General features: G+C 67.2%; 21 protein-coding genes. 8 read left to right on the top strand and 13 right to left on the bottom strand.

Translation table 11 applies throughout. The annotated features are described in order from the left end of the window. The first annotated feature begins 1 nt into the window (after position 1). Positions 2-667 carry an alpha/beta family hydrolase gene (locus ACFQ36_RS02675; RefSeq protein WP_377010344.1) on the top strand — a complete coding sequence of 222 codons (666 nt, stop codon included), beginning with the start codon at positions 2-4 and terminating at the stop codon, positions 665-667. A gap of 148 nt (positions 668-815) precedes the next feature. Next, a complete protein-coding gene (locus ACFQ36_RS02670; protein ID WP_377010341.1) occupies positions 816-1,274 on the top strand; it encodes an SRPBCC domain-containing protein in 459 nt (152 codons plus the stop codon). 183 nt (positions 1,275-1,457) lie between these two features. Here ACFQ36_RS02670 and ACFQ36_RS02665 read toward each other — a convergent pair whose 3' ends face one another. Next, positions 1,458-2,210: an SDR family NAD(P)-dependent oxidoreductase gene (locus ACFQ36_RS02665; protein WP_377010339.1), complete on the bottom strand. Its 753-nt coding sequence runs from the start codon at positions 2,208-2,210 to the stop codon at positions 1,458-1,460. A gap of 538 nt (positions 2,211-2,748) precedes the next feature. Here ACFQ36_RS02665 and ACFQ36_RS02660 point away from each other — a divergent pair. Continuing rightward, positions 2,749-3,687: an urea transporter gene (locus ACFQ36_RS02660; protein ID WP_377010337.1), complete on the top strand. Its 939-nt coding sequence runs from the start codon at positions 2,749-2,751 to the stop codon at positions 3,685-3,687. 36 nt (positions 3,688-3,723) lie between these two features. Here ACFQ36_RS02660 and ACFQ36_RS02655 read toward each other — a convergent pair whose 3' ends face one another. The 10 genes from ACFQ36_RS02655 to ACFQ36_RS02610 form a co-directional block, all read right to left on the bottom strand. Next, a complete protein-coding gene (locus tag ACFQ36_RS02655) occupies positions 3,724-4,779 on the bottom strand; it encodes a HoxN/HupN/NixA family nickel/cobalt transporter (protein WP_377010335.1) in 1,056 nt (351 codons plus the stop codon). Between the two features lie 56 nt (positions 4,780-4,835). Continuing rightward, a complete protein-coding gene (locus ACFQ36_RS02650) occupies positions 4,836-5,699 on the bottom strand; it encodes an urease accessory protein UreD (RefSeq protein ID WP_377010333.1) in 864 nt (287 codons plus the stop codon). Next, positions 5,696-6,310, bottom strand: coding sequence for an urease accessory protein UreG (gene ureG, locus ACFQ36_RS02645; protein ID WP_377010331.1), 615 nt, complete (start codon positions 6,308-6,310; stop codon positions 5,696-5,698). Before ureG ends, ACFQ36_RS02650 begins: the two co-directional genes overlap by 4 nt. 40 nt (positions 6,311-6,350) lie before the next feature. Continuing rightward, positions 6,351-7,079: an urease accessory protein UreF gene (locus ACFQ36_RS02640; protein WP_377010329.1), complete on the bottom strand. Its 729-nt coding sequence runs from the start codon at positions 7,077-7,079 to the stop codon at positions 6,351-6,353. Continuing rightward, positions 7,079-7,564 (bottom strand): urease accessory protein UreE, encoded by a 486-nt coding sequence (gene ureE, locus ACFQ36_RS02635; protein WP_377010325.1) that lies wholly within the window; start codon positions 7,562-7,564, stop codon positions 7,079-7,081. Before ureE ends, ACFQ36_RS02640 begins: the two co-directional genes overlap by 1 nt. 24 nt (positions 7,565-7,588) lie before the next feature. Continuing rightward, a complete protein-coding gene (ureC, locus tag ACFQ36_RS02630) occupies positions 7,589-9,301 on the bottom strand; it encodes an urease subunit alpha (RefSeq protein WP_377010323.1) in 1,713 nt (570 codons plus the stop codon). Then, entirely contained in the window at positions 9,298-9,672 is a 375-nt protein-coding gene (locus ACFQ36_RS02625) for an urease subunit beta (protein WP_377010321.1), read from the bottom strand. The genes ureC and ACFQ36_RS02625 overlap by 4 nt, the downstream gene beginning before the upstream one ends. A gap of 9 nt (positions 9,673-9,681) precedes the next feature. After that, positions 9,682-9,984 (bottom strand): urease subunit gamma, encoded by a 303-nt coding sequence (locus ACFQ36_RS02620; protein ID WP_377010319.1) that lies wholly within the window; start codon positions 9,982-9,984, stop codon positions 9,682-9,684. Between the two features lie 427 nt (positions 9,985-10,411). Then, on the bottom strand, positions 10,412-12,415 hold the full coding sequence (locus tag ACFQ36_RS02615; RefSeq protein ID WP_377010317.1) for a VWA domain-containing protein: 2,004 nt from the start codon (positions 12,413-12,415) through the stop codon (positions 10,412-10,414). Between the two features lie 32 nt (positions 12,416-12,447). After that, on the bottom strand, positions 12,448-13,836 hold the full coding sequence (locus tag ACFQ36_RS02610) for a magnesium chelatase (RefSeq protein ID WP_377010315.1): 1,389 nt from the start codon (positions 13,834-13,836) through the stop codon (positions 12,448-12,450). 153 nt (positions 13,837-13,989) lie between these two features. On the opposite strand from ACFQ36_RS02610, the gene ACFQ36_RS02605 reads away from it, so the two are divergent. From ACFQ36_RS02605 to ACFQ36_RS02595, 3 genes are all read left to right on the top strand, one after another. Further along, on the top strand, positions 13,990-14,655 hold the full coding sequence (locus ACFQ36_RS02605) for an MSMEG_4193 family putative phosphomutase (RefSeq protein ID WP_377010313.1): 666 nt from the start codon (positions 13,990-13,992) through the stop codon (positions 14,653-14,655). A gap of 13 nt (positions 14,656-14,668) precedes the next feature. Further along, a complete protein-coding gene (locus tag ACFQ36_RS02600; protein WP_377010311.1) occupies positions 14,669-15,370 on the top strand; it encodes an SCO1664 family protein in 702 nt (233 codons plus the stop codon). Between the two features lie 467 nt (positions 15,371-15,837). Continuing rightward, complete coding sequence (locus ACFQ36_RS02595) at positions 15,838-16,050, top strand: hypothetical protein (RefSeq protein ID WP_377010309.1); 213 nt, start codon at positions 15,838-15,840, stop codon at positions 16,048-16,050. A 308-nt stretch (positions 16,051-16,358) separates the two neighbouring features. Here the strand turns inward: ACFQ36_RS02595 and ACFQ36_RS02590 are convergent, their stop codons facing one another. Beyond that, positions 16,359-17,219: a hypothetical protein gene (locus tag ACFQ36_RS02590; RefSeq protein ID WP_377010307.1), complete on the bottom strand. Its 861-nt coding sequence runs from the start codon at positions 17,217-17,219 to the stop codon at positions 16,359-16,361. Between the two features lie 627 nt (positions 17,220-17,846). On the opposite strand from ACFQ36_RS02590, the gene ACFQ36_RS02585 reads away from it, so the two are divergent. Continuing rightward, complete coding sequence (locus tag ACFQ36_RS02585) at positions 17,847-18,050, top strand: cold-shock protein (RefSeq protein ID WP_377010305.1); 204 nt, start codon at positions 17,847-17,849, stop codon at positions 18,048-18,050. Positions 18,051-18,603: 553 nt separating this feature from the next. Here the strand turns inward: ACFQ36_RS02585 and ACFQ36_RS02580 are convergent. Next, on the bottom strand, positions 18,604-18,972 hold the full coding sequence (locus ACFQ36_RS02580; protein WP_377010303.1) for a nuclear transport factor 2 family protein: 369 nt from the start codon (positions 18,970-18,972) through the stop codon (positions 18,604-18,606). A gap of 248 nt (positions 18,973-19,220) precedes the next feature. Between ACFQ36_RS02580 and ACFQ36_RS02575 the strand changes: the two genes are divergently transcribed. Next, complete coding sequence (locus tag ACFQ36_RS02575; RefSeq protein WP_377010301.1) at positions 19,221-19,397, top strand: hypothetical protein; 177 nt, start codon at positions 19,221-19,223, stop codon at positions 19,395-19,397. Positions 19,398-19,619 lie beyond the last annotated feature (222 nt).

Here is a 19,619-nt window from a genome sequence, read left to right as displayed (position 1 = left end):
CATGCCCGCCAGCGAGACCCCGCTCACCATTGCCGCCGGCGATACCCCGGTCTCGGGCGTCTACGCCCGGCCCGGCCATCCGTTCGCCACCCTGGTGGTGGCCCACGGAGCCGGGGCCGGGATGGACCACCCATTCCTGGCCGGCTTCACCCGCGCCCTGAACGACGACGGCGTGGCCACGCTGCGCTTCAACTTCCCCTACCGTGAGGCGGGCAAAAAGTTCCCCGACCGGCCGCCGGCGGCGATCGCCGCGTGGCGGGCGGCGATGGAAACGGCCGCTGCGCGCGCCGAGGGCGAGCCGCTGTGGGCCGCCGGCAAGTCCTTCGGCGGACGCATGGCCTCGATGGCGGTCGCCGCGGGCATGCCCGCCGCCGGGCTGGTCTTCCTCGGCTACCCGCTGCACGCACCGGGCAAGCCGGACAAGCTCCGCGACGAACACCTCTACGGCCTGGCGCTGCCCATGCTCTTCCTGCAGGGCACGCGCGACCCGTTCGCGACCCCCGGACTGCTCGAGGACGTCGTCGCCCGGATCGGCCCGGCCGCCGGGATCCAGTGGATCGAGGGCGGCGACCATTCCTTCGCCGTCAAGGGCGCCAAGCGCGGGGCCGACGAAGCGGGAGCGTCACTGGCAGGGCCGGCGGCGGCGTTCCTGCGGGCGCACTGCTGACTGGCTGGATACCTCCCGCGGCCGGTGGCTACACAGGGATCGGCCGCGGCCCCGCCGGATGCCCCGGCGGGGCTGCTGTCTCTTACGCTCCAGGCCGTCGCAGAGTAGGGTGCGGCCGGGGCTTTAGGCTACCGAAAGGAGAAGGACCGTGAGGGATCCATTGATCATCACCCGGATTTTCAAGGCACCGCGCGAGCATGTCTGGCAGGCCTGGACCCGGCCGGAGGACTTCGCCGCCTGGTTCGGCACCGAGGCGGTCGAGGTGCCGGCCGCCACGGTGTCGCTGGACGTACGGACCGGAGGTGCGTGGAGCGCCGAAATGCACCTGCCCGAAGGCGACACCGTGCACTGGTTCGGCGAGTATACGCAGGTCGACGCGCCGGAGCGGCTGGCCTTCACCATGAACGACGATGCCGCGGCGCCGCCGTATCCCGAGCCCGTCACCGTCGAACTCAGGGGGACGGACGGCGGCACGGAGATGAGGCTGACCCAGCCCCGCGGGGACTTCACCGACGAGGAGATGGAACAGATGGAGGCCAGCTACCAGGGCTTCTTCGACGCAATGGAGAAGCTGCTCGCTTCCCGGGCCGCCGGCGGCAGGCCCTAGCAACCGGGAACCAACACCGTCCCGGAACCGCGAGCAGAGGGGCTCGATGCGGACTCGAACCGGCGTCCAGTCCCGTAACCGCAGGGCATCCGCGAAAACCTGCCGGTGGATCCGTCGAAGCATCATCCGGACACTCTCGGCCGGGTCCGTAAGCGCCAGGGGCCGGTCCGGAACTGTTTGCCGCTATCGGGTCGTGTAGGCGCCGTCGACGGCGTACTGCGAGCCGGTTACGAAGCTGGCCTTGTCGGAGAGCAGGAACAGCACGACTTCGGCGACCTCGTCGGCCGTGCCCAGGCGTCCGATCGGGTGCAGTCCCACGAGGCCGTCATAGGATTCCTGGGGCATGCCCTGCAGCAGCGGCGTATCGATGTAGCCCGGGTGGACGGAGTTGATGCGAATACCCTGGCTGGCGTAGCCCAGCGCCGCGGCCTTGGTCATGCCGGCGACTCCGTGCTTGGCCGTGACGTAGGGAACCGCGCTGGCCTCGCCGACGAGTCCGAGGATCGAGGAGGTGTTCACGATGGCACCACCGCCGGCCTTGAGCATCTCGGGAACCTGGTAGTACATGCCGTAGAAGACCGAGTGCAGGTTCACATCCATGAGCTTGCGGTAGCCCTCGATGTCAATGTCCGCGAGCAGCCCGTTCGGGCCGCCGATGCCGGCATTGTTGAATGCGAGGTTCAGGGCGCCGTATTCCCTGACCGCGGTATCGACGGCGGCCTTGACGTCTACCGGGTTTCCCACGTCACCTGCGACGGCGGTGCCCGTACCGCCCGCGGCCGTGATCTCGTCGACAACCGCCAGTGCGGTCTCGAGCTTGAGGTCATTGACGACGACGTTCGCCCCCTCCGCGGCAAGGGCGAGGGCGACGGCCTTGCCGATGCCCGAGCCTCCACCGGTCACGACGGCGGTCTTTCCTGCGAACTGCTCACCCATTGTTACTCCTCCTTCATGCCCGCATTCCGGGCCTGATCTTGGCTGCACTCTTTGGACAGTCACTTGTTTCACCGTAGCCCCGGACACTTTTTCATGCAAATGCATGAGTTTTTTGGGAAGGCGCTTCCACGCCTGCGCTTGCGTCCCATTTGGATTGCGCCGGAATTCCTGCCGTGGCCGTGGAATCAACGAATCCCGAACCCTGGTCGTGCGCGGCAGGCCGTTGGGTGTCTTCGCTGATTCCGCTGCCAAGGCGAGAGCGGGTCGCAGAAGCAGATCCCGGTGCCGTATGGATCCTCACGGCTTTCCGGTCCTGCATCCCGGTGCTCTGATCCCGGGTCAGGGAACGGCGCCGCACGCATCTGCCTGGCCTGGGCTCCGACTCTTAATCTCAGAAACCCCGGGTTTAATTCAATCCTGCCGCCCTTGAAGATGCAGTCGGGAAACGCCGTCGAAAGGCCCGGATCCCTTGGTCGGGTGGCGCCGGCGAACCTCCGGTCAAGATGCTGCCCTGCCGCCGAAGCGTATAATTACCCCAGTGATAGATTCCGTAACAGCCCGTTCCGCCGTCGGTAATCTCAGATCCTGCGCCTCGATTCTGGGCCGGGGAATTTCCCAGATCTATTTTCAAAGCAACATCTGGTGCGGGCTGCTGATCCTGGCAGCATTCGCCACCGCGGACTGGCGAATGGCCGTCCTGGTGCTCCTGGTGCTCCTGGGGGCAGCATCCTCAACGGTGGCGGGCGTGTTGCTGCGCCTGAGATGGGACGAGATCAACGTGGGTTTCCACGGGTTCTGCGGGGCGCTGGTGGGTGCGGCATCGTTCGCCGCCCTGGGAGCAGGCTGGGCCGGCGTAGCGGCAACCGTCGCCGGCGGGGCCGCCTGTTCACCGGTGGCGGTCGGGGTGGCCCGGCTGTTCTCCATCCCGGGCCTCAAACAGTTCAACCTGCCCGTCACGACGGCGCCCTTCTGCATCGTGGCCGGGCTGATCTACTGGCTGACCACGCCCCTGCGCCCTGGTGCGGCACTGCCGGCACCGACGGACGCCACCGTCCTGCAGGGCTTTGGACGCTCTCTGCTAACCAACGTTTCGCAGGTGGTGTTGGTGGACAGCGCCGTGGCAGGCGCGCTGATTCTGCTGGGACTCTTTATCGCCAGCTGGAAGGTGGGCGTGGCCGCGCTGTTCGGCAGCGCGCTGGAAAGCCTCGTTGCCCTGGTCACCGGCCAGGAGTTGGACTCGCTGTACCACGGCCTGCTGGGCTACTGCGGGGTGCTGACCGCCATTGCGCTGGCCGTGATCTTCCTGAAGGGAACCTGGCAGCCCTGGGTGGCGGCCGTGGTCGGGGTCGTCCTCTCCACGCCTCTCGCCTACCTGCTTCACGCCACGGCAATTCCCGTTTATACGTGGCCCTACATTCTCGCCACGTGGATGGTCCTGGTGGCGGTGAAATTCATCCCGGGATTCCGGCGGCGGTAATTTCCGTCCCCGTGGCGGCAGGATGTACGACGGCGGTCATCGCTTCTGCGGTGCCTGGCGGAGGTGCCGCCACCGGCACGCTCCTGCGGCACCCCAGATGACCAGCAGGCCGGCCACGAGAAACAGGCCCGCGTCCACGAGATCAATACTCCCCAGCCAGCCGGTCACCGGGTCATGCAGTCCCAGGACGTCGTGGCAGAGCGAGCCGAGGGTGACAGTGGAAATGGACAGCGCGGACAGCGCGGATACACCCGTGATCGTCATATTGAAGCCGATCTTCCGGGCGGGGTCCGTCAGTGCTGCCCGGTACATCCTCAACACGGCCAGCCCATTGCCGGTATCGCACAGGGTCATGGCCGCGGTGAAACACAGCGGCAGCGACATCAGCGCGAGAGCCGGCACCCCGGCCAGGGAGGCGGAGGCGGTCAGCAGCAGCAGGGCAACGGTGGTCGCCGTGTCAAAGCCAAGCCCGAACAGCAACCCGATGACGTAGATGTGGCGCGGACTCCGGATGCCTGCCAGCGGCTTGTTGAGCAGGCGCGCCACCAGCCCTTTTGCCTCAAGCTCCTCCGGCTCCACCTGTGCCCCCTGGCGCACGCGCCGGTACAGCCGCCCCGTCTGCAGGAACACGCTCGCGTTGAACAGGCCCATCAGCAGAAGGAAGAGCCCGGAGACGGCACTGCCCACCATGCCCAAAACCAGGTTTTCCGCCGTCCCCTCGCGCAGCAGGCTGCCCACGAAGCCGGCCCCGGCGACCACGAGCAGTCCCGTCAGCGTGACCACGGTGCTGTGCCCGAGACTGAACGCAAAACCCACGCTCACCGGGGATTTGCCCTGCGCCACGAACCTGCGCGTGGAATTGTCGATGGCGGCGATGTGGTCCCAGTCGTAGCTGTGCTTAATTCCGGCCAGATAGGCCGCCGCCACCAGGCTCAGCGCCAGGGGTGTCGCCCCGTCGACAAAAGAGGTGGCGAGCAGGACCGCCGCCGCCAGGTGCAGCAGCCCGACGGCGCCGAAGGTCAGCAGGATACGCGTCCCTGCGGGCAGTTCCCGCTTCGGGGACGGATCCGCCGGCAGTGTCCGGGTACTCATTCCCCTCACGCCTCCTGGAGAAACTGTTGTCGGTGTCCAAGTCCTCGCAAAACAGGTCAGTACTTGCGCAGGTTCAGCGGCCCCTGCCCAAACCACCGCTCCCGCAGCAGTGCGGTCAGGCATCCGATCAGGGCATTGAGCTTCTCCGTGCTGTGGGACAGGGACCGGACCACAAAACCGGGCCCGTTCAGCTGTGAAATGCCCGTCAGCGTGTCCTGCTCGAATTCCCGCAGCAGGGCGTGCATTTCGTCCACGAGCGCCGGCCCGACCCGGGGATCCACAACGAGCAGGGAGCCCAGATGGCTGTAGCCCTCCATAAAGGCGGGACCAGCGGCCTGATCGGCGGCTCCGGTGCTGATCGGCGGCCTGATCAGCAGGTTGTCGATGGCCAGCAGCCTGCCGCCGCGCCGGATCTCGTTGCGCAGCCGCAGCTGCTCATACCGAAAAGGCTCCCCGTCCGGGGACCAGCCCGGTGTGATGACCTCGGACAGGATCAGCGAGGCCGTTTCGTCCATCTCGATGACGGCATTCTGCCGGTAGTTGGCCTGACGGTAGGCAATCAGCTGATCCGGGGCGTATTCGAGGGCGGCGTCGGGTCCCAGGGTGATGCGCATCCGCTGTTCGGCGAATGTGTCCGGAGTCTTGTAGATCTTGGTGGCGGACTGGGTGGTCAGCAGCAGGCGGGCATCCCTGCCGACCTCGAAGTCGATCGTGTACAGGTCCCCGCCCAGATAGGCCCCGCCGGGATTGACGATCACATAGCAGACCTGTTCCGACTCATCCAGGTAATGCGGGCGCAGCACCCGCAGGGCCCCCCGGTGATATTGGTGGGTGGCTACCGACCGGCCGCCGCGTCGGCCGATGCACAGCCGAAGCTCCCCCATGGCCTCCGTGGCAGGCTGCGCCGTCAGTGCGCTCATGAGGCCAGGTCAAGCATCAGGACCTCGTGTTTGATCCAATTGATCACCGTGTCCAGCCCCTCGTCCGTCTTCAGGTTGGTGAAGCAGAACGGCTTGTCGCCCCGGAATTCCTTGGAATCCCGCTCCATCACGGACAGGTCCGCACCTACGTACGGCGCCAGGTCGATCTTGTTGATGATGAACAGGTCGGACTTGATCATCCCCTGGCCGGCCTTGCGGGGAATTTTCTCCCCCTGGGCCACGTCGATGATGTAGATGGAGAAGTCCACCAGCTCGGGGCTGAACGTGGCGGAGAGATTGTCGCCGCCGCTCTCCACGAACACGACCTGCAGGTCCGGATGGCGCTGTTTGAGCTCCTCGATGGCCGCGGAGTTCATCGAGGTGTCTTCCCGGATAGCGGTGTGGGGACAGCCGCCGGTCTCGATGCCGATGATCCGGTCCACCGGCAGGACGCTGTTCCGGGCCAGGATTTTGGCGTCCTCGACGGTATAGATGTCATTGGTGATGGCGGCCATTGAAATTTCGCCGCTCATATGCCGGGTCAGGCGTTCCACCAGCTGGGTCTTGCCCGCGCCGACGGGTCCGCCGATGCCGATCCTGATGGGTTCCATAACGTTCTCCTTATTTGTCAACATCTGTCAACGAATGCTGTCAGCTCATGAACATGCGGGCGCGCTGATGCTCGTGGCGCATCTGGGCGATCTCCAGTCCGGGGGCGACCGCCCCCAGGTCCTCCGGCTGCAGGGCCATCACCGCTGCTGCGGCGGCGGCGACGTCATCGTGCACAAGCCTGAGCACCCGCTGGCCGGCACTCTGGCCCAGCGGGATGGCGCGCACCGCGTTCTGGGTCAGCGAGGTAGCCGTCGAAAAAATATAGGCCTGCAGCATCTGCGCCGGCGGCACGCGCAGGCCGTGGGCGATCAGGACGAACGCCAGTGCGGTATGGCCGGCGCAGCGGCCGGCGGAAATCTCGGCCCGGTACGCCGCCAGGGCCGGGTTCGGGAAGATCTCCGTCCCGATCTGAAGCATTCGCTGCCCCATGGTGATTCCGGCCGCGCGCAGCTGCAGCGGCAGCGCCTGGGCGGTGACCATGCGGTCCAGCTCCCAGACATCCTCAAGGGCGGCCGGGTTCGGCACAGCACGTTCCAGTGCCTCGACGCCCAACCGGATGGCCAGCCCGTCGCTGTACACGAGCTGGGCGCCAATGAACTGCCGCAGCCATCGCACAAACGTCGCCTCATCGTGGACGGCACCGCGTTCCAGATAGGTTTCCAGCCCGAAGGAATGGCTGAAGGCCCCGATGGGCAGTGCCGAGTCGCACAGCTGCATCAGGGGTAAAAAGTACGACGGCGGCGCAGCCGCCGTCGTGGTCCCGGCCATCAGTGCGTGTGCTCCGCATGCCGGAAAGGCACGGGCATAACCCGTTCCTGCCGGCTGTAGGGAACAGCCAGGCGCCGGAGCAGGTCTTCGGCCGTGTGGTCATACTGGACCACCATCACCTCCGCCTGATACTCGCTGTCAGCACCGAAGAACTGTGCCTGCAGGTGACGGTTGCCGAGGCTGTGCGCGACGCTGCCCATCTCCTGGAGGGTCCGCGGGGCGATGACCAGCACGTCCGTGGGCAGCACCGAGATGACGATCAGGTTCTTCTCGTCCCGGAACAGGATGTCTCCGTCCCGCAGGTCCCCCGCCTCCCCCGGCTCAGCCGCCAGGCGCAGGCCCAGTTCCTGGCCGTGGTCCGTGGTGACCCGCTGGACGCGTCTGACCAGCTCGCTGCTGGCCAGCACCACCTTTTCCCGGTGCAGGCCCTCCACCTCCTTCGCCGGCAGCTCATGGAGATTGCCGACCACCCGGTCAATAATCATGGTGTTTGCTCCTCGCGGCCGGTCCTAGAAAAGGAAGTAACGCTGGGCCATGGGCAGCTCGTCGACCGGGTCGCAGGTGGCCTCGACGCCGTCGACGGTGACCGTGTAGGTCTGAGGATCCACCTGGATGTCGGGGGTCGCGTCATTGAATTTCAGGTCCGCCTTCGTCAGGGAACGGATGCTGTGCACCGGGCGGATGACCTTGTGCAGCCCCAGTTCCTCCGGGACTCCCGCCTCGATGGCCGCCTGGGACAGGAAGGTGATCGAGGAGGAATGCACCGCGCTGCCGAGGGCACCGAACATGGTGCGCATGGTATGCGGCTGCGGGGTGGGGATGGAGCCGTTGGAGTCGCCCATGATGGCGCTGACAATCTGGCCACCCTTGATAACCGTCCTCGGCTTCACTCCAAAGAAGGCCGGGTCCCAGAGCACCAGATCCGCGAACTTGCCCACCTCGATGCTGCCCACCGAATCCGCAATGCCCTGCGCGATGGCAGGGTTGATCGTGTACTTGGCCACGTAGCGTTTGATCCGGAAGTTATCGCCGGCCTCCGTGTCGCCGTCGAGCTTGCCGCGCTGCTTCTTCATCTTGTCCGCCAGCTGCCAGGTCCGGGTGATGACCTCGCCCACGCGGCCCATGGCCTGGGAATCCGAGGAGGTGATGGAGAAGATGCCCAGGTCCTGCAGGACGTCCTCCGCGGCGATCGTCTCGGGGCGGATACGGGAATCCGCGAAGGCCACGTCCTCGGGGATGTCCGGCCGCAGATGGTGGCAGACCATGAGCATGTCCAGATGCTCGTCGGCCGTGTTCTTGGTGTAGGGCAGGGTCGGGTTGGTGGAGGCCGGCAGCACGTTGGGCAGGCCCGCGATCCTGATGATGTCCGGAGCGTGCCCGCCGCCGGCGCCCTCGGTATGGAAGGTGTGGATCACCCGGCCGGCGATGGCGTTGATGGTGTCCTCCACAAAGCCGCACTCGTTGAGCGTGTCCGTGTGGATGGCTATCTGGATATCGTATTCCTCGGCCACCTTCAGCGAATTGTCGATTGCGGCAGTGGTGGCGCCCCAGTCCTCGTGGACCTTCAGGCCGACGGCGCCGGCGCGGATCTGTTCCGCCAGCGGTTCGGTTGCACTGGCGTGCCCCTTGCCGAACACGCCGATGTTTATGGGCAGGTTTTCCGCCGCCTGCAGCATCCGCTGGATGTGCCACGGGCCCGGCGTGACCGTGGTGGCCTTGGTTCCCTCCGCGGGTCCGGTGCCTCCGCCGAACATGGTGGTGATGCCCGCATTCAAAGCAGTGGGCACCTGGTCCGGGGAAATGAAGTGGATGTGGGTGTCGATGCCGCCGGCGGTCAGGATCCGGCGCTCGCCGGCGATGATCTCCGTGCCGGCGCCGATGACGATATCCACGCCGTCGGTGATCTGCGGGTTGCCGGCCTTGCCGATCTTGAAAATGTGGCCGTCCCGCAGCGCGACATCCGCCTTGTAGATGCCCGTATAGTCCAGTACCACCACATTGGTGATCACGGTATCCGGCACGTCCTCGTCCCGGACCACCTGCCCGTTCTGGCCCATGCCGTCCCGGATGACCTTGCCACCGCCGAAGACGGCTTCCTCGCCGTAGACCGTGTAATCCTTCTCGATTTCCAGGAAGAGGTCGCTGTCCGCCAGCCGGATCGCGTCCCCGGTGGTCGGTCCGTACAGTTCCGCGTACCGTTTCCTGCTCAGTTCGAAACTCACCTGTCCGCCTCCGCCCTGCCCGTGCCACCCTCGTCGGCACCGCCGTCATTCTGCTGTTTGCCCGCGTCCAGGGGACCGTTGACCTGGTTGGCCAGTCCGTACACCTCGCGGGCTCCTCCGATGGCGACCAGGTTCGCCGTCTTGGCGTCTCCCGGTTCAAAGCGCACCGCCGTGCCGGCCGGAATGTCGAGGCGGAAGCCGTGGGCGGCCGCGCGGTCAAAATGCAGCGCGGCGTTGACCTCGGCGAAGTGGAAGTGGGAACCCACCTGAATGGGACGGTCCCCGGTGTTGGTGACCTCGACGGTGACGGTGGGGCGCCCCTCGTTGCAGAGCACAGGCTCAGGCCGGAGGTTGTATTCTCCTGGTTGCATGGCGGGTTCCTAGCGGATCGGATGATGGACGGTGACGAGCTTGGTGCCGTCGGGGAAGGTGGCCTCGATCTGGACGTCGGGAATCATTTCCGCCACGCCTTCCATGACGTCCTCCCGGGCCAGGATCGTGGCCCCGTAGCTCATGAGTTCGGCAACGGTCCTGCCGTCGCGCGCGCCTTCGATCATTTCGTAGCTGATGATGGCCACGGCTTCGGGATGGTTGAGTTTCAAACCACGTTGCTGCCGGCGCCGCGCGAGGTCTGCGGCAACGACGATCAGCAGTTTTTCCTGTTCGCGGGGCAACAAATGCATGGCCACTCCTTGGGGCTGTGGGGCGTTGGACCGCTCCATCCGGCTTTCGGATACAGCGTGAACGGTCTCTGATGCCCCATCGCGGTGCCTGAACACAGGAATGCTATACCCGGCCGGGGAAATTCTGAATGGGCGCCGCCGCAGGACCATGGCGGCCGAAACAGGGCCGGCAGGAGAGCCGCAGACACAAGGGGAGAAACCTGTCCGCCACGCACAACCGCTACAGCAGACCGGCACGGGTGCGAAGCCTGTGCCGGTCCTTTTCGGCCAGGTTGCGCTTATTCGTCGGCGGCGGCAGCTTCTCTGGTGCGGAGGCGTGGTGGCACCGCTCCCGCTCAACTTCCTGCGTCGGCTCAGGCTCGGGAAGCCGCGACCCGTCAGGCCGTAGCCAGTCCGCCGCCCACGCCGAGCCGAGCCTCCCGGCCGCCTATGAAGCCCAGTCGGCGTCGTCGTAGGAGCCGTGGAAATGAGCGCGGAGGTACTCCCCCACAACGGCAGCCCCGAGATCCCCGGGGTCCGGCGCGACGACACGGCCGCCGATTCGGCGGGCCATCCGCTGGACGAACCGTTCGAGACCCGGGTCGTCGCCGAGGCGGAAGAACGTCGCTTGCGTGCCGGCACGCCCAAGGCGGTCGAGCTCGGCGACCGTGACGCGGATTGTCTCCGGGTCCGGCGGCCAGGAGAACCACGACTCACCCTCCGCCAGCAGGTGCGCGGTGGGTTCGCCGTCGGTCACCACGAGGAGGACGGGCTGCATTGACGGATGCTGGCGGAAGAAACGATTGGCCAGCAGCAGGCCGTGATGCAGGTTTGTTCCCTGCTCCCGCAGCGCCGGCAGGGCCGTGAGCTCGCCGATGTCCATGGACTGCGCGTAGCGGCCGAACGTGATCAGCTGCAGCCGGTCTCCGCGGAACCGGGTCGAGACGAGGTGGTGCAAGGCGAGTGCGGTGCGTTTCATCGGCACCCACCGTCCCTCGGCGGCCATCGAGTACGACACGTCGACGAGCAGGACGACGGCGGCCTGGGTCCGCGCCTCCGTTTCCGTCACCTCGATGTCGCCCGCCCCGAGGCGCAGCCCGCGGCTCGGATCGCCACCGTCGGCGACCGTGCGGCGGATCGCATTTGTCATGGTGCGCGTGACGTCCCACGGCTCGGCGTCCCCGAACTGCCACTCACGGCTGGAGCCGGTCTGCTCGCCGGCAGTGCCGGCGACACGCGTGTCCCGGCGCCCCTGCCGGCCGGACAGTTGCCTGGCGGTATCCCGCAACAGTGACTTTCCGAGCCGCCGCATGGCCTGCGGGGACAGCCGCAGGTCGCCGTCGGCACCGCGCCGCAGGTAGCCGCCGTCCTGCATCGCCCGCTCGATCTCCGCGAGGGTGCGGGCCGTCACGGCGGCGTTCTGCCCGAGTTGGCGGGCGAGGGCATCCAAATCCAGGTCGTCGAGACGGGAGCCGTTGTAGGACTGCGAGAGCTGTTCGGCCAGCTCGTCGAGTTCGGCGATGTCCTGGAGCACTCCCGTGCCGTCGCCCAGTCCGAGCCCCTCCTGGCCCTCGAACCGTTCGGAGCCGGTCCAGTCCTCGCCGGGGCGCAGGGCGCGCAGGCTCGAGTCGAGTTGATCGAGCTGGGCCATCAGTTCGGGCGTGCCGAACGCCTGGGCCGACAGGCGCATCAGCTCATCGCGCTGCTCCCGGGACATCGATTGCAGGAGCCGCTGGGCCGCGGCCGCGCGCTGGGCGAGGGCGTCGATCAGCTCCTCGACCGATTGGGGATTTTCCGGAAAGAAACGGCCGTGCCGCGCCATGAACTCCTGGAAGTCCGCGTCGGTGTCCTCGCCGCGCCGGTGTTTGTCGAGCAGCCCGTTGAGGTCGCGCAGCATCTCGCTCACGGCCGCGCGGTCCTCGTCGGTGGCGTTCTCGAGCGCTTGTTTCATCCCGGCGAACCGCTGGTCCAGGACCTCGCGGCCCAGCAGATCCTTGATCCGTTCGTAGGCCTCGCGGGCGGTGCCCGACTGCCAGTCATAGGAGGCGAGCTCATTGACCGCTGCCGCCGTGGAAGCGGGCAGGTTCTGCAGCTGCATCTCCCGGAATGCGCGGTCGGTGTCGTCCATCCTGGCGTCACGGGCGAGCTGTTTGCGCTCCTCCAGCACCGCAGTGTCGAGCAGCTTCCGGACCTCGCTGAGGGTGCCGTCCAGCCGGTGGCGGCTCAGCAGTTCACGCCGGCGCTGCTGCACGCGGCCGGCGAGGTCGTCGAGCCCTTCCCGGTTCCGGCCGCCGCGCCGCAGGAACTCCTGCAGGGCGTGCCGGGGCGTGTAGCCTGCCATGACGTCCTCGGCAATCGCGTCGAGTGCCTCGGCCAGGTCGACCGGCGGGGCGAGCGGATCGGGTCCTCCGGTGTACCGGCCGTACCTGGAGGACCGATGGTGAGCGCCCATGATGCTGCCTCTCCCTATCCCTAATCCTGTGCCTAGCCGTAGATCGTCTCCCCGTCGTCGGACTCCTTGGAAATCCGGCGGGCGAGGAAGAGACCTTCCAGTGCAAGTTCGATGGCGGCGGCACGCTGCCCGTCGTTTTTCGCGTCCAGGCGTGCGCTGATCGCGTCGTAGAGACCGGATGCGTCCAGGGACGGGAGGTTTTCGAGGAACTCCCGCGCGGTGACCTGTTCCCCGGTGGTCACGGTCGTCCGGCCGTCGAGCGCCGCCACGAGCGGCCCGAAGTCGAGACCGCGGAAGTGCACCCGTACGGCGTCGGCAGTGGCCGTGCGCACGAGGTGATCGAGGATGGCTTGTTCACGCCCCTCCTCACCCGATTCGAACTCGATCTTCCCGGAGAGGACGTCGACCGCACTTTCCAGGTCGACGATCCGCGCGACTGCCTCGTCTTCCCCGCGCAGGGCGGCCCGGCGCAGCGCCGCGGCGGCAACCGTCTCGGCACCCGCGATGCCGAACCGCGCCGAGACCCCGGAGCTCTGGTTGATGGCCGGGGACTGGCGCAGCGCACGGGTGTAACGGGCCAGGATCTCGAGGATGACGGGCGGGACGTCGGCAACCAGCCGTCCCTCTTGCCGGATGACGGCGACCTCGTCGTCCAGTTCTATCGGGTAGTGGGTACGGATCTCGGCGCCGAAGCGGTCCTTCAGCGGCGTGATGATCCGCCCGCGGTTGGTGTAGTCCTCGGGGTTTGCGGATGCGACGACGAGCACGTCGAGCGGCAGCCGCAGCACGTAGCCGCGGATCTGGATATCGCGCTCCTCCATCACGTTGAGCATAGCGACCTGGATCCGTTCGGCGAGGTCGGGCAGTTCGTTAATGGCGACGATGCCGCGGTTGGAGCGCGGGACGAGACCGTAGTGGATGGTCTCCGGGTCCCCGAGCCGGCGGCCTTCGGCAACCCGCATCGGGTCGACGTCGCCGATGAGGTCGGCGACGGAGGTGTCCGGGGTGGCGAGCTTCTCCACGTAACGTTCCGAGCGGTGGCGCCACGCCACGCGCAGCCGGTCCCCTTCGGCAAGCGCACGGGCCCGGGACTGCTCCGTGATCGGTTCGTACGGGTGTTCGTTCAGCTCCGATCCCTCGATCACCGGCGACCACTCGTCGAGCAACCCGGCCAGGGTCCGGAGGAGCCGCGTCTTGCCCTGTCCCCGCTCGCCAAGCAGGACAACGTCGTGGCCGGCGAGCAAGGCACGCTCGAGCTGGGGAAGGACGGTCCGACTGAATCCGTGGATCCCAGGCCACGGATCGCGGTCCGCGGCGAGCGCGGCGAGCAGGTTGTCACGGATCTCATGGCGCAGGTCCTTGTGGACGTGGCCGGCTGCACGCAATTCACCAACGGTGAAGATATCGGGACGATCACTCACACCTCAACGGTAGTCCTCGAACGTGGGCCGAATCGAGCATTGATCTTCTTACGCTTCCCGCGCGTGAGCCCGTGGAACCGCAGACCGCTCCGCGGCTCCCCCGCCCCTCGCGAGCGAAGCGAAGCATGGGCCAGGCGGCGAACGCTACGCTGGATGCTGATGACTGAAGCAACACCGCCGGCACCATCAACACCGCCGAGCACCCTGCTCCTTCTGGTGCGGCACGGGGAGACGCCCACCACGGGTACGGTGCTGCCCGGACGGACCCCGGGACTGCACCTGTCCGACCGGGGCCGGATCCAGGCTGATCGGGTCGCAGAACGGCTCGCAGGCCTTCCGGTCGAGGGTATTTACTCCTCGCCGCTGGAGCGCACCTGCGAGACCGCAGAGCCCACGGCAGCCCGCACCGGACTCAAAGTGAACGAGAATGCCGGCCTGATCGAGTGTGACTTCGGCAAGTGGACCGGCGCCGCGCTCGCCGAGCTGGCGGGCCTGCCCCAGTGGCAGACCGTACAGCACGCCCCGTCGGCCTTCCGCTTCCCGGACGGGGAAAGCTTCGCGCAGATGCAGGCACGGATGGTCGGGGCGCTCGAGATAGTGTGCGCCGCCCACCCCGGGGGCGTCGTCGTCTGCTTCTCCCACGCCGACCCGATCAAGGCCGCCGTCGCCCACGCCTTGGGCGTGCATCTGGACCTCTTCCAGCGGATCGTCATCAGCCCGGGCTCGGTCTCGGTCATCTCGTACGTGGAGGGTCAGGCGCCCGCCGTGCTCATGGTGAACTCGACCCTGGAACCCTTGAGCGGGCTGAGGACGTCGTGAAACGGGACAAGCGGTGTCCGGACGGGAACTGACGCTGCTCGCCGAGGGCCGCATCGAGCTGCTCGGACGCATCCTGCGCAGCAGCAACGCGACGTTCCTCGTCCAGGTCTCCTGCGCGGACGACTCGGCCTGGGCGGTCTACAAGCCGGAGGCCGGGGAACGGCCGCTGTCCGACTTTGAGCCCGGGCTGTACCGGCGGGAACGCGCGGCGTACCTGCTCAGCGAGTACCTGAAGTGGGGAATCGTGCCGGCGACGGTGATCCGCGAGGACTCCCCCTTGGGCATCGGGTCGCTGCAGTGGTTCATCGAGTGCGACGTGCGTGAGCATTACTTCACGCTGTACGCGGACTCACCCGAGACCCATCGCGTCCTGTTGCAGATCGCCCTGTTCGATTGCATCGCCAACAACACCGACCGCAAGAGCGGGCACGTGCTGCGCGGCCTCGACGGGCATGTGTGGGGCATCGACCATGGGCTGTGCTTCGCGGCAGACTTCAAGTTGCGCACGGTGATTTGGGACTTCGCGGGCGAACCCATCCCCGGTGACCTGCTCGAGGACATCACCCCGCTGGTCGAGGCCGTACCTGACGATGTCGCCGAACTGCTCGACGGCGCGGAGGTCACCGCCCTGCGGCGCCGGGTGCAGCGTTTGCTGCGCGAGGGGGTGCTGCCGGTTGACCGCACCGGCCTGCGTTACCCGTGGCCGCTCGTGTAAGCGGCCCGGCCCCCGGACCCTGGACGTTTGGCATACGGCTCATGCCGGCTCGTCACCATTGGTTCCGTCCGGCACGGATTTCCTTATCTGCCGGCCTTGCTCGAGGCGGGCGAAGGCTGGCGGTGTGACGGCCGCCCTCCAACGGCGGACTCAAGGGAGCCACCGTGCCCTAGGTGGGACTCGAACCGGCTTCCGGCCCCTGCGGCCGGATGATGGCAATATTGTCGGGTCTCGACCTTGCGCTTGCGCGCTGTTGGGTTCCTACTGGTGGAAGGAGCCCGCACCACCCGGTAGAGCCTGCCGCGGGGCCGGCACGCGTGCCAGCCACGGTCACAGCGCCTGGGACCAGACGGCGGCAGGCGGGCTCCGGCTGCAGACCATTGGAGGCAATGATGTTCGCTCGAGTCAGCACTTACCGAGGCAGCCAGGATACTTCCGGCGGACCCGCAGAGGATCTCGTCAGGCGGGTGCTGGAAATCCCGGGGTGCCGGGGGTTCTATTTCCTGAACGGAAAGGGGAACGGCAAATCCCTGTCGATTGCGCTGTATGACACCGAGGAAAACCTGGCCGCGAGCAGGGAGACGGCGAACGGACTCCGCTCCGAAGCCAGCAGCGCCCTGACGCTGGAGGTCCTTGACGTCGAAGAGTACGAAGTCGTCACCAGCGAACTCAACGACTGAGCGCGGAGCTGCACTCGAGGCGGCAGGGGCGGCTGCGACTAGGACACCGCCAGGGGCCGGTCTTCGGACCGGCCCCTTTTTTCCTTGCCCGGACCGGGGAGCAGGCATGCCCCGTCCGCACACGTTCCCGTGCGGCGCCTTTCCCCGGGGCGCCGCGGCCGCGTGTCGATCATTCCTGGCCCGCCCATCACCGCCTAATGTGACACTCAATCCGATGCAAGGAGCAGCCGATGTCCCTGGACATTGCAGCAGTGGTCCTCGTCCTCGCGGCGGCCGTCGTGCCGGTCGCGCTCACCCTCCTGACCAAGTTACGGGCACGACGCCGGCGCCGGCGCCGGATGAAGACCGCCCCCGGCATTACTGCCGGCTACGCACCGCGGCACTTCGCCACCGGAGGCCGCCGCCGCTCCGCCGGGCAGGACACCTGGTGGCTTCCGGCCCTGGGGAACTTCGCCTCCGGCGACGAGCTCAGCCGATCTCGCTAACCGGCCGGCGGCGAGCAGCCGGGGCGGTCCGCACGCATTCGATGGGAAACCGAACCAGCCAACGTGGGAGCAGTCATGGAGGCAGTCCCCACCGCCTGTTACCGGTCCGAGCCGATGCGTGGTCACACTTTCGACGCACCCGAACTGGTCCGGCGTCCCGTAATCGACGTTGAAGACCGTCCCGGCCTCGCCCCACACGGTGTAGGTGACGGTCAACTCGCCTTCGCCGGCTGCCGAGATGGCCTCGCAGCCCTTGCCTGCCGGCTGTCCGGTCGGGACGGCGGCGGGCTCGGGCGCCCGGGCCACGCCAGGCATGGAAGGCTGCCCGGCTCCGGTGACGGAGGGGGCCTGGGCAAGGCTGCGCGGGATGTTTTGCAGCATGCCTGCGTACTTGCCGAAGCTGAGCGCGACCACGACGGTGACGGCCAGGGCGATCAGGGTGCCGGTGATGCCAAGGATCAACCCGGCTGTACCCGTGATGGTGTCCGCCGGTGTCCGGGCCCTGCCGATGCCGGCGAAGGTGATGGCCAGCGGCCCCAGCAGGAGCGCCGGCAGCCCCAGGACCGGAATAAAGGCCACGGCAACGGCGAAGGTGCCCAGCACGAGCGAGGCAAGGCCGAAGCCGTTCACCCGCGGGATTTCGTCCGGCTTTGCAGGCACGTCAAACTGTTCGGTCGTGGACATGGAAGATCCCCCAGGTGCGTTTGTGCCGGCAGTGGCTGGCCGCCGGCAAAGCGGTGTTCTCACCGATACTATTCGGGCCCGGCCCGCACAGCATGCAGGCTTCCGGGCCGGGCCGTACACGGCGTCGGTTATGACGCGCACCACGGCACCGGCAGCTGCCCAATCCGCGCTCCCGGCAGCATGGCTCGAGGGCGCCCGAGAGTATGCAGATCCCTGCAACGGTGTCGACATCACGGAACCACGGCAGGGCCAGGCCGGTCCTGCGGCCCCTCGTATACCAGTCCAGGCAGGCGCGCTCGCCGTCGACACCTTGGGGCGGCAGGAAAGCTCGAGCCGCCCCTGTCGGAGACGCAGTAGAAGGCCGTCCGGACTACCCCGGTCGGTGGTGAACGGCAGTGCGAAGCCGGTTTCGGTCGTCGACCTCCGGTTGATGTTGGTTGATGTCGAGGATCTGTATAAGGGCCTATGTGTGCGGCAGTGTCCGAACCGTTCCCCCTGACGAGCCGATTACTTTTCCCGTTCCCTCTTGTCCGGCGGGACTTCGGGCACATAGCGTTACCCGTGGACGGCAGGAACGGGGCGCCGGCACTGGGGCCCGCGAAGCCGTCCGGCACGAAAGAGCAGGACATGGCAACAGGCACGGTCAAGTGGTTCAACTCCGAAAAGGGCTTCGGCTTCATCGCCCCCGACGACGGAGGCCCGGACCTCTTCGCCCACTATTCATCCATCACCGGCGGCGGTTACCGTTCCCTGGAGGACGGCCAGAAGGTCGAGTTCGAGGTGACCCAGGGCCAGAAGGGCCCGCAGGCCTCGGACATCCGCGCGCTCTAGCAGCCGCGGGCCGGCACGTTCCGGGGAGCGTGCCGGCTTCCTCCGGACACAGGGGGTCCAAGGATCCTCGCGCCGCTGGCCACGAGGAGGTCGAGGCCAGCGGCGATGGTGGCGCCGGGTGCTGCCACCTGCTAGGAGGCCGCGCCCGATCGGCGGGCCGGACAAACTGCGGCAGGATGGCCGGGAAGAACAGCAGGGCCTTCGGGTGCAGGGCCCTCCCGCCGATTCCCCGCCGGAGGAAGAGTTACTTTCCCGCTGGACACCCAAGTGCACACCTGCCTTAAGCAGGTGCAGACAAATCCGTCTCACAACTAACAAATTGAGACCTCGTGGGAATCTGACAAGAGTCGGTTTCCCTGGGCTGGGACGCGGCCCCACGTCCGGACACCCCCGGGTCGCCCAGGCCGATGTCGAGCCGGCTCTGGCCCATGGCAATCGGGACAACCGCAACCAGCCCGATGATCCCGGTCCACAAGAACGTGGTGCCGAACAGGAACAGGCCGACGGCCAGAACGTTGCGGAAAGTCCACATCGTCCGCTCGCCAGCGGGCACTCAGGATCCGGGCGGGGCCGGAGGGGCGAAGGAGAGCCGGTCGAACACCAGGATGGTGCGGACGATTTTCCCGTCCTCGACCATGAACCATTCGGCCGCGGGCGCGTCGCTGACCGCGGCGGTCTGCGGGTAGTACATCAGGACCGCGTTCCGCGCGTCACCGAAGGAGGCGATCATGTTCAGGCCGGTCAGCCTCGTCATGAAACCGCCGAGGAACTGCCGGTAGCTGGGCGCCCCGGAAATGTCGCCGCCGGGGGCTTGGCAGACGATATGGTCGGCGACGTACGTCATGGCCAGGTCCAGATCCTGGCCCGTCCATGCCCGGTGGTAGGCAAGCGCCGTCGCCAGTGCGTCCTGGTTGCCGTTCATCCGGGTTCTCCTCCGCAGCTGTGTCCGCTTCGGCGTTGTGGTTCAACTGTAGGAATGCGGGCCCGGACTGGCAACGGTGCCGATCAAAGCAATAACGGCAGCCATCCGGTTGCCCTCCTCGCCGGCCCTTGTCCGGAGCGACGGGCCATGGCCCTGGGCCCCGGGATCAGGCTGGCCGCATGGATTGGATCCGGGACGTCGAACTCGGGACCTGGTAGCGGGAGCGGTTGGACCCCTCGGGGCGGGACATGCACGTCGTCGTCCAGCACGGCTTCGAGGCGTTCGCCCGGGTGCTCCACCCGGTGGTCCGGGACGGGCCGGCCGGCGCCCGGCACAGCGGGGGCTCCGCCCTCGGGGAAGAGCGCACCACCTGGGCCGCCGAGGCCGAGGCCTTCGGACAATGGATTCGGCCTCGCGGGCGGTGACGGTGTTCTCGGTCCCGGTGGTCTGGGTTCTCCTCTGCTCGGGGCTGGTGTCTTCAGCGGCCATGTGTGCGGAGCCTGCCCGGACCTTCGCCTTTATCGCGGCTATCCCTGAATTTTTAGCGCCTTCCCGGTAATCTTCGGGACAGGGTGGGATTAGCCGTTCCGCCCTGTATTCACCGCACGCCGGACGCACAGCCAGTGTCCGGACACTCCGCCACGAGC

The sequence above is a fragment of the Arthrobacter sp. GCM10027362 genome, assembly GCF_042679445.1.
Taxonomy (GTDB): Bacteria; Actinomycetota; Actinomycetes; order Actinomycetales; family Micrococcaceae; genus Crystallibacter.
This window is presented reverse-complemented; position numbering and strand designations above follow the sequence as displayed.